Origin of the sequence: Xanthomonas populi (assembly GCF_002940065.1) — a bacterium.
GTDB lineage: Bacteria > Pseudomonadota > Gammaproteobacteria > Xanthomonadales > Xanthomonadaceae > Xanthomonas > Xanthomonas populi.
The window spans coordinates 1-10,343 of the sequence record NZ_MDEJ01000135.1 but is presented as its reverse complement, the minus strand read 5'-3'; the positions used below and the strand labels follow the sequence as shown (position 1 = coordinate 10,343).

The following is a 10,343-nucleotide window of genomic DNA, read 5'->3' as shown; positions in this document are numbered from 1 at the left end:
CATCATCGGCTCACCACACAAACGGGCACGGCCTTAGGATCTGCTGCGGACTCAGTCGCTGCGCCAGGCCCGCATGCAGCGTCGCCACCATTGCCGTATCGATACGTGGATGGCTGCTCGCTTGGCCGCGCCGCTGACTGACCTGATGCTGTGCGGCTTTGGCGCGCTAGGCACCACCATGGGCGTTGCGCGCGCGTCCAATCCACCAGCCGATCGGAAATATCCCGCCGACCGAGGCTGAGGCCAACGACTATTCGCACTCCCCCTGAGTCCGTCATGTCGGCGTGACTCAAACCAAGGGGCCTCCGGGAAACCCGGGCGGTTCACTTCGCGTCCGATGCGCAGCGTGGAATAACGTTTTCGCTTGGTCTTGCATGGCGCCAGCCAAGCGGCGTGACCGGAGTGTTCGCTGGCCATTCCTGCCAGCCAGCACGCTTCCACTGCCTTCAACACCACCGGCTCGCTCAGGGCATGCATGCGCTCACCTGCATCGGCAAGACACCTCTGCAATACTTCACTGGCGCGCATGGTCGCCAGTCCTTGTATGGCTTAGAGCGGCTAACAAAACGTAGCGAGCAGTCGTCAGGTGGGTGCGGACGGCGCGCTCAGAACCGGAGTGTACGAGTGGTACATGCCGATTCCGAGCACCGGCCGCGCCCGCCTGGCGGCTGCGCAGTAGTTTTGTTAGCCGCTCTTAGTCACCCTGAAGACGGCGCCAGGCGCGCGTTCGTTTCCATCGGTTCATGACGCAAGGTTCTGATGCGTAAAGCGAAAACGTGGGGATACCTCAGCATCAGGTAGGCAATTTTCCGCCCGGAGAATTGCTGCCCCCTGGCATTCCAACCCACAACGCCGTCCTAAAGGAGAACTCCAATACACCGTCTGACCGCTCAGGATTTCCACCCCGATCTGCTCGCGCTCTATGACGGCTATGTGCACGGCAAACTCAGCCGGCGCGATTTTCTCGATCGTGCCGCCGCATTCGCGGTGGCCGGGTTAAGTGCGGCGGCGATTCTGGAATCGCTCAGCCCCAACTACGCACTGGCCACGCAGGTGGAGTTCACCGACCCGGACATCGTGGCCGAGTACATCACTTATCCCTCGCCCAACGGCCATGGCCAGGTGCGCTGCTATCTGGTGCGTCCGACCAAGGTGACCGGCGCGGTGCCTGGCGTGGTGGTGGCGCACGAAAATCGCGGCTTGAATCCGTATATCGAAGATGTCGCACGGCGCGTGGCTAAGACCGGCTTTATCGCGCTGGCACCGGATGGGTTGAGTTCGGTCGGCGGCTACCCCGGCAACGACGAGAAGGGTCGCGCGCTGCAGGCGCAGGTCGATCCCACCAAACTGATGAACGACTTCTTCGCTGCGGTGGACTATCTGATGCGCCGCGACCGCACCACCGGCAAGGTCGGCATCACCGGCTTTTGCTATGGCGGCGGTGTGGCCAATGCGGCGGCGGTGGCGTATCCCGAGCTGGCGGCGGCGGTGCCGTTCTATGGCCGTCAGCCCACCGACGCCGAGGTCGCCCGCATCCGTGCGCCACTGCTGCTGCATTACGCCGCAGAAGATGAGCGCATCAATGCCGGCTGGCCGGCGTATGAGGCCGCGCTCAAGGAACAGCGTAAGGTTTATCAGGCCTACCTGTATCCGGGCACCAATCACGGCTTTCATAACGATTCCACGCCGCGCTACGACAAGGCGGCTGCGACGTTGGCCTGGGATCGCACCATCGCGTGGTTCCGGCGCTACCTGGTGTGAGTGGGTCGGTGCGGCAGTTGCTAGTGTCGCCGACGTAGGTCTGTTGGTACGAGCAAGCGCAGAGTCGCTGTGTCTGCCCGCACACGCACTGCGCCTATCGCGATCCGAGGTGCGTTGGCCACGAACTGAGTGTTCTGCTCACGCAGTCCAGGCAACCTCGCTCAGCCAGGCGACATAAAGCCTCGCTCCCATGGGACGCGAAGGCACGGGTTGCGCGCCACTGCCGCGCGCGCCTCAGTGCGCCTTGCTGCTAGCGCGGCCGGGGCGCGGAGCGGGGGGTGGGGAATTGCGCGTGGCGAAGCGCTGGTGCTGGCTGTCGCATCACACAAAAGATCCCGCCGAAAGGCGGGGTCTTTGTGTGCGCTTCACGACTGCACAGGTGCGTGCCGGCAGCCATTTCCGTTGGTCGCAACGTCAGGGCGAACGCGCTGTGCTCATTGCTGTTTCATCGCGCAATGGGTGCGGTTGCGCAATCGCTTCCGGTTCCGGGGAGGCGGTCTGTCTCGCGACCTCGGCGGCGTCGTCCATCTCAGGGACTTCGGAGATTTCGGTGATCGTGACGCTGCTAGGCCGCGTCTGCGACGCCGCACCCGGGTCCTGGATCACTTGCAACATGGCGTCTCCGACCATCCGCTCGTACTGCTGCGCCTGTTCCGGCGACAGACTTTCCACGTAACTCGCCGTGCGTTGCACGTTCTGGACCAGCTCTTCGGGCGAGGACGGCATGCGGGTTGCGAGCTGGGTGCCGTCGGGTCCCTTGAACACCCGCATCACCTGCCGCCCGCCCCAGTTCATCGCCAGTTCCGCGCCGCGCGCCATCGGACCCGGCATCGTCATCGACATCAGCGACATGATCGCGCCGGCGTAGTAGGGCGATGCCGATGATGCTTCGATCAAGCTCTTGTCTGCGAATGTCTTGGACAGTTTTTCCACACCCAGCGCTAGCACCATGACCATGCTGCCGGAGCACATGGCCTTGAAGCGCTCCATCGTGTCCTGGCGGGTCGCGTGCTTGTTCAAGGCCGACTGCATCATCACCGTCGTCACCAGGGCCGAGTCGGCCACCATGTCCACCGTGCCGATCCGATCCGGCTGGATCAGGTAGACGGTCATTCCGGCCACGCCGGCACCCAGCAATGCCAAAGCCAATTTGGAAGAGAAATCCTGGTGGGTCGGTTGGCGCGGGATGGTGGCTGGCTGGTCCTGGTCGACTTGCAGCGCAGTGCTCAGGCGCTTGCTGCATTGATCGAGCGTCTCCAGCAGATGCGTGCATTGAGCGTTGAGCGTGCGGGTGAGTTCGTGTCCTGTGCCGGGTTCGGTGAAGTTTCGGCGCGCTTGTTGAAAGGCGTCGCGGCCATTCTCCAGAGCGGCGCAGATTTCGTTGAGCTGCGTGCGCAGTTGCGCGCTGATCTGTCCGGGCGTCAGGCGCGCACGCAACCGCTGCGCGTGGGTCTGAAAGCCGGCACGGTCCGCGATACCCGCGCCCAGGTGGGAGACACCCTGCTGCATTCGATTGCCGAGCGCGTTGAGGCTGTTCCAGAGGAAGGGCGTGAGCACCATCGCTGTGCAGGCCGTCGATGCGGCCGCGGCAAATCCCAGGTTGTTTTCCACCGCTTCGGCCTGTTGTCGCATCGACGGGTTGCCGAATTTCTTTGGCAGCTCGGTGGTGAGAAACAGGCCGTTGAGCAGGATGACGTAGAAATGCATTTCGTTGGCTTCGCGCCCCAGCTGCCCGCCCATCAGGGGGAACGGAAGCCCATCGGCGGTAGGACGCAGCGCCGATGCCGATAGACTCATCAAGCCCTTGGTCGCTCTGGCGATGGAATAGGCGAAGGTCTTGGTCTGGTTGGCGAGCAGGGGACTGGGCACCGTCAGTTGCCACAGATTGACCAGATTGGCAAGCGACTTCAACGCGCGCTTGGTCGATGGTGTCTCGTGCTCCAGCGGCCGCAGCGCGTCTTCCACTGCTTTGATGTCGCCGAGCACTTGCTGACGGAAGCGTGCTTCCAGACCGGTTGCAGCGTCGATGGCGTCGCGCAGCTGCGTGATCTGCTGGCGGCACGCGTCCAGGCTGTGCGGCGCGACCTGTTCCGGGTCGGTGTGACGCACCATCTGCAGAAATGCAGGATCGTCTGCATGTATCTGCAGCATGGTGCGCAGATCCGCCAGCGACCAGAGATTGGACGCGGCCTTGGACACTGCAGCGGATGCGTGCTGGACGCTGGTTGTCAGTGCGGCGCGCGTGCGCGCGGCGAGCGTCGCCTCAGTGTGTGGCGCCTGCGGTGCGGGCGATGATGGCTCTACGGGCGAAGTCGCTGCGGAACTGGCAGACGAGGTGCCTGACCGGCTGCGCGGAGCAAGCGCCGATAGCGCCGGGTTGACCGAAGTTTGTGTGGGTGGTGCAGGTGGTTGCAGTGCCACGGTACCTTCATGGTGCACGAGCGCCCCGGGTGACTCGACTGGCGAGGATGGCCCTGCCGGCTGCGTCTTCTTGATTTCCATCGGATATCTCTGTTCGGTGGGGGACACCACATCGCGGCGTTTGGTGTCGTTTCATGATCCGCGCGAGAGCACTTGGCTCAAACGGATATGCGAACTGGTGCGCTGCCACCGGAAGTGCCCGACCAGGCGGTGACAACGGTAGCTAAGGTCCAACGCATTGATACCGGTGCCGCTAGCTGTGCATGGATGGGCACGCTGTGATCCGGTCAGAAGCCTGCGGCACAGCTCACGCGGTCTAGGCAACCTCGCTCAGCCAGGCGATATCAAGCCTCGCTCCCATGGGACGCGGAGGCACGGGTTGCGCGCCACTGCCGCGCGCGCCTCAGTGCGCCCTGCTGCTAGAGCAGCCGGGGCGCGGAGCGGGGGGTGGGGGATTGCGCGTGGCGAAGCGCTGGTGTTGGCTGTCGCATCACACAAAAGATCCCGCCGAAAGGCGGGGTCTTTGTGTGCGCTTCACGACTGCACAGGTGCGTGCCGGCAGCCATTTCCGTTGGTCGCAACGTCAGGGCGAACGCGCTGTGCTCATTGCTGTTTCATCGCGCAATGGGTGCGGTTGCGCAATCGCTTCCGGTTCCGGGGAGGCGGTCTGTACCGCGACCTCGGCGGCGGCGTCCATCTCGGTGATCGTGACGCTGCTGGGCCTAGTCTCCGCACCCGCACCCGCACCCGCGTCCTCGAACACTTGCAGCACGATATCTCCTACCATTTGCTCGTACTGCTGCGCCTGTTCCGGCGACAGACTTTCCACATAGCTCGCCGTGCCTTGCACGTTCTGGACCAGCTCTTCGGGCGAGGACGGCATGCGGGTTGCGAGCTGGGTGCCGTCGGGTCCCTTGAACACCCGCATGACCTGATTCCCGCCCCAGTTCATCGCCAGTTCCGCGCCGCGCGCCATCGGACCCGGCATCGTCATCGACATCAGCGACATGATCGCGCCTGCGTAGTAGGGCGATGCCGACGATGCTTCGATCAAGCTCTTGTCTGCGAACGTCTTGGACAGTTTTTCCACACCCAGCGCCAGCGCGACGACCATGCTGCCGCCGCACATGGCCTTGAAGCGCTCCATCGCGTCCTGGCGGGTCGCGTGCTTGTTAAACGCCGACTGCATCATAACTGCTGTCACGATGGCAGTATCCGCCACAGTGTCCACCGTGCCGATCCGATCCGGCTGGACCAGATAGATGCCCAGTGCGCTCAATCCTGAGCCCAGCAAGGCCAGCGATATTTTGGAGGAGAGGTCGCGGTTGAGTAGCTGCCGTGGAATCGCAGCAGGACGGTCCTGGTCATTGTGCAGGGCATCGCTTAAGCGCTTGCTGCATTGATCGAGCGTCTCCAGCAGATGCGTGCATTGAGCGTTGAGCGTGCGGGTGAGTTCGTGTCCTGTGCCGGGTTCGGTGAAGTTTCGGCGCGCTTGTTGAAAGGCGTCGCGGCCATTCTCCAGAGCGGCGCAGATTTCGTTGAGCTGCGTGCGCAGTTGCGCGCTGATCTGGCCAGGGGTCAGGCGCGCGCGCAGCCACTGAGCCTGCGTCTGAAAGCCGGCACCGTCCGCAATACCCGCGCCAAGGTGGGAGACACCCTGCTGCATTCGATTGCCGAGCGCGTTGAGGCTGTTCCAGAGAAAGGGCGTGATTACCAGCGCTGCGCATGCCGTTGATGCGGCTACAGAAAAACCCAGGTTGTTTTCCACCGCTTCGGCCTGCTGTCGCATAGACGGGTCGCCGAACTTCTTGGCAATCTGAGGGCCTAGATACATTCCATTCAGCACGCTGGCGTAGAGATGGAGTTCGTTGGCGTCACGTCCCAACTGACCGCCAAACAACGGGAAAGGATAGCCGTCGGCGGTTGGGCGCAGTGCCGAGACCGCGAGCATTACCGCGCCCTTGGAAGCAATGCCAAAGGTATAGGCAAAGGTCTTAGCCTGGTTGGCCAAGAGCGGGCTTGGTACGGCCATTCGCCACACATTTACCAGGCTAGCCATCGCCTTCAACGCGCGCCCGAGTTTGGGCGTCCCATGTTGCAGCGGCTGCAGGGCGTCTTCCACTGCTTTGATGTCGCCGAGCAATTGCTGACGGAAGCGTGCTTCCAGACCGGTTGCCGCTTCGATGGCGTCGCGCAGCTGCGTGATCTGCTGGCGGCACGCGTCCAGGCTGTGCGGCGCGACCTGTTCCGGGTCGGTGTGGCGCACCATCTGCAGAAATGCCGGATCGTCTGCATGTATCTGCAGCATGGTGCGCAGATCCGCCAGCGACCAGAGATTGGACGCGGCCTTGGACACTGCAGCGGATGCGTGCTGCACGCCGGTCGCCAGCGCGGAGTTCGCGCGCGCGGCAAGCGTTGCGGCAGTGGACAGGGCAGTCGTCCGTGCCGCGTGCGACGCCTGCGGTGCTGGTGATGATGGTTTCACGGGCGATGTCAGCGTGGAACTGTCAGACGAGGTGCCTGACCGGCTGCGCGGGGCAAGCGCCGATAACGCCGGGTTGACCGGGGTTGGTGAAGGTGATGCCGCAGGCTGCAGTTCCACGGTACCTTCATTGCGCTCTTGAGCGTCCTGCAACTCGGCAGGCGAGGACGGGCCTGCCGACTGCGCTTTCTTGATCTCCATCTGATATCTCCGTTAGGTGGGGGACACCAATTAGGTGGGGGACACCAATCGCGGTGTTTGGTGTTCTTTTCATGATCCGCACGAGAGCACCGGGCTCAAACGGATATGCGAACTGGCGCGCCGCCACCGGAAGTGCCCGACCAGGCGGTGACAACGGTAGCGAAGCTCCAACGTATCGATTCCTGTGCAGCAGGCTGCGCATGGATGGGCACGCTGTGATCCGATCAGAAGTTGCAGCACAGCATCGAATGGATTTTTGTGAGGCAGCCATCGCATATTTATGTCAGCGTGTTGACACCGATGTCATCACTGCCCCTAGCGTCGCTGGGCAGGCGCTTGCGCCGAGCGGTCGGGGGGCCATCGGACAGGGGGCGGCGATGCGGTGCATCGCTTGCAGGCGTCGTTGCAGTGGAACGCCATGCCGGCCTCTCCTGGGTGATCTTATGAACTGCCGCAGTCATCGCCTTGCCTTGTCGATTTCCTTGTCGCTTGCTCTGACCACCGCCGCGCAGTCGGCCACTGCCTAGCAGACCGAGCCGGATCAACCGCACGTCACTTCCACCCTGGATGCGGTCAGCGTCACCGGTTCGCGCATCAAACGCGCGCAGGTCGAAGGCGCGCAGCCGGTGGTCACCATCACCGCGCAACAGATCCAGCAGGAAGGTTTCGCCACCGTCTACGACGTGCTCAACAGCATGAATCAGCAGGGCTCGGTGGAAGCTGATACGCAATGGGGTTCGCATACGCCCAACGCCTCGCCGATCAACCTGCGCGACCTGGGGCCTGGCCGCACGCTGCTGCTGGTCAACGGCCACCGCGTGGCCGATTACCCGCTGCCGTACGGCGGCGAGAGCAACTTTTCCAACTACAGCAATATTCCGTCCGCTGCGGTGGAGCGCATCGAGATCTTGACCGGCGGCGCCTCGGCGATCTACGGCTCGGACGCGGTGGCCGGCGTGGTCAATGTGATCCTCAGGCGCGACTACCAGGGCGACCAGGTGCGGCTGCGCGGCGGCACTGCGACAGAAGGTGGGCGCGACAGTTTCGACGTGTCGTGGGCGGGCGCACCGGCGAAAACTGGAGCCTGACCTACGCGCTGCAGGCCACCCGACGCGATCCGCTGAGCGGGCGCGATCGCCCCGCGATGGACGACTCCGACGACATGTCCTATTCCAACTGGACCGGCCAGAATCGCCTGTATGGCTTCAATCCGTTCACCGGTTTGAGCCTGGTCGATGCCAACACCAACGCGCGCCTGGCGCCGCCTGCGGGCACCTGCGCACGCTTCGGCGGCGAGTTCATCGATGGGCAACGGCTGAGTAACAACCAGAACACCGGGGTGGTCACCAATGCCGGCGATTATTGCGGCTTAGCGCGCGATTACGGCGACGGGGGGGGGGGCTGGTCACCGGCAGCGAGGATGATTCGGCCTATCTGTACGGCACCTGGACGTTCGGCGACACCACCGAAGCCTGGGCCACGCTGTCGGCCAACCGCAGCATCGGCCGTTGGAACTACGACCCGCCATATATGTATCTGGGCCCGTTCCAGGACGCGAACACCGGCCGCTCGCTGTCTGCGATCCGCCAGCTCACCCGCCGCGAGGCCGGCGGCGGGGATCGGCTGGCCAATTACAACAAGGAGCAGTCCTGGGACGTGAGCGCCGGCTTGCGCGGCGTGTGGGCCGATCGTTTCGATTGGGAGCTGAGCGTGGGCCGCGCGCGTTACACCGTGGACGAATATGTGCGCAAGGTAGATACCGCACGCGCCACCGATTATTTTCTCGGCAGCCCCACCGGCACCGCCGCCGATGGCACGCCGACCTACGCGATCAACCCGGCGCGGCTGTATGCGCCGCTGTCGTCGAACGAGTACGACGCGCTGGTCGCCCAATCGCATAACTCGGCGTATTCGTGGGTGAATCAAGCCAGTTTCAGCGTGAGCGGTGACGTGGTGCAGGGCTGGGCCGGGCCGGGCCGATCCGCTTTGCCACCGTGGCCGAGGTGGCCAAGCAGGGCTACCAGCTGTCGCCGGACCCGTGCGCCAACGTGTGCTACACGGTCGATGTGGTGGACATCGGTGGTGGCGAGCGCATGCGTAGTTCGGCTGGCCTGGAATTCCAGATTCCGCTGCTGTCTACGTTGAGTGCGAATGTGGCTGGCCGCTACGATCGCTACGGCAATTACCGCTCCTCGGCCGCGATTCCGACCGATATCGGCACGCAGAGCGACACCACCTGGAGCGCGGGTCTGGAATGGCGCCCGGTCGAGAGCCTGTTGTTGCGCAGCACGCTGGCCACCAGCTTCCGCGCACCGGACATGCATTACGTGCTCGGCGAACCCAGCTCCACCAACCAGACGGTGATCGATCAATACCGCTGCATCGCGTCCGGTGCGTCTCTCACCGGCAGCTGCAACGACGAGAACAGCGACATCTACTACACCGTGGATGTCAATCGTCGCGGCACCCCGGATCTGCGCTCGGAAACCGGCCGCTCGTTCACTGGCGGGGTGGTGTGGGACATTGCGCAAGGTCTGTCGTTGAGCGTGGATTACTACCGTATCCAGCTGGAGGACATGATCAAGGATCTGGACCGCGACCAGATCCTGTCGGCCGAAGCCGGCTGCCGCACCGGCACCACCATTAGCGGCGGCGCCTGGAACAACCCGGATGGCGCGGGCTATTGCGACACCATCAGCTCGCGCGTGCTGCGCAATGCCGACGGCACCATCGCCAGTATCGAGCGCGGCCCGATCAATCTGGCGCAGATGGAAACCTCCGGCATCGACGCCTCGCTGAAGTATCGCCTCGCCACCGCCGGTTGGGGCAACGTCCAATTGTCGCTGGACTACAATAATCTGCTCGCCTATCGCGAGCAGATCTACCGCACCGACAGCGACGAGAACCGCCGCGACGAACGCGTGCGCAGCGTGCATTGGGACAACGGCGGCGCCTGGGACTGGACGGTGTACTTCCGTCGGCTCGGTTCCATGCGCGCGGTCAACTGGGGCACCTGCTCCCGCTTCGACGACGGCTATCAGCCCAGCGCCGCGGATGCGTGAGTGGTCACCAACACCGCCAACGTGCATCTGGGCGAGAGCAGCAAACGTTACTTCGGCCGCGTGGGCCCGGCGATCTACTGGAACCTGAGCACCGGCTACAAGGTCACCGATCACGCCAAGGCCAATCTCTACGTCAACAACGTGTTCAACGAAGTGGGCTACGAGAACAAGGAGCGCTTCTACGGCTACGGCTTCTACAACACCACCCTGTTCAATCCGATCGGCCGCGAAGTGGCGGCAGAATATGTGTTCACGTTTTGATTGAACGCCGTTGCCGGTTCGCACGCCACGGTGTTGTCGCCGTGGCGTGTTGTGGAGCTGGATGCGAGGCATGCAGGCACTGAGGTATCCCCACGTTTTTCAGCCCATGACCATCTGGTTGTAGACGTGTTCGGGCAGTGTGCGTAATCGCTCCA

General features: G+C 63.5%; 3 protein-coding genes, 1 other RNA gene and 1 pseudogene. 2 read left to right on the top strand and 3 right to left on the bottom strand.

Going from position 1 to position 10,343, the window contains the following annotated elements; all coding sequences use genetic code 11:
• Nucleotides 1–556: 556 nt before the first annotated feature.
• Nucleotides 557–633, bottom strand: a non-coding RNA gene (locus XpopCFBP1817_RS17150) — sX9 sRNA.
• A gap of 240 nt (nucleotides 634–873) precedes the next feature.
• On the opposite strand from XpopCFBP1817_RS17150, the gene yghX reads away from it, so the two are divergent.
• A complete protein-coding gene (gene yghX / locus XpopCFBP1817_RS17145) occupies nucleotides 874–1,761 on the top strand; it encodes a YghX family hydrolase (protein ID WP_128418038.1) in 888 nt (295 codons plus the stop codon).
• A gap of 414 nt (nucleotides 1,762–2,175) precedes the next feature.
• Here the strand turns inward: yghX and xopX (XpopCFBP1817_RS17140) are convergent, their stop codons facing one another.
• Both xopX (XpopCFBP1817_RS17140) and xopX (XpopCFBP1817_RS17135) read right to left on the bottom strand, forming a co-directional pair.
• A complete protein-coding gene (gene xopX / locus XpopCFBP1817_RS17140; RefSeq protein ID WP_128418037.1) occupies nucleotides 2,176–4,263 on the bottom strand; it encodes a XopX family type III secretion system effector in 2,088 nt (695 codons plus the stop codon).
• Between the two features lie 502 nt (nucleotides 4,264–4,765).
• Nucleotides 4,766–6,865, bottom strand: a complete 2,100-nt coding sequence (gene xopX / locus XpopCFBP1817_RS17135; protein WP_128418036.1) for a XopX family type III secretion system effector — start codon at nucleotides 6,863–6,865, stop codon at nucleotides 4,766–4,768.
• Nucleotides 6,866–7,428: 563 nt separating this feature from the next.
• Between xopX (XpopCFBP1817_RS17135) and XpopCFBP1817_RS17130 the strand changes: the two are divergent.
• A pseudogene (locus XpopCFBP1817_RS17130) lies at nucleotides 7,429–10,188 on the top strand (TonB-dependent receptor plug domain-containing protein).
• Nucleotides 10,189–10,343: the final 155 nt, after the last annotated feature.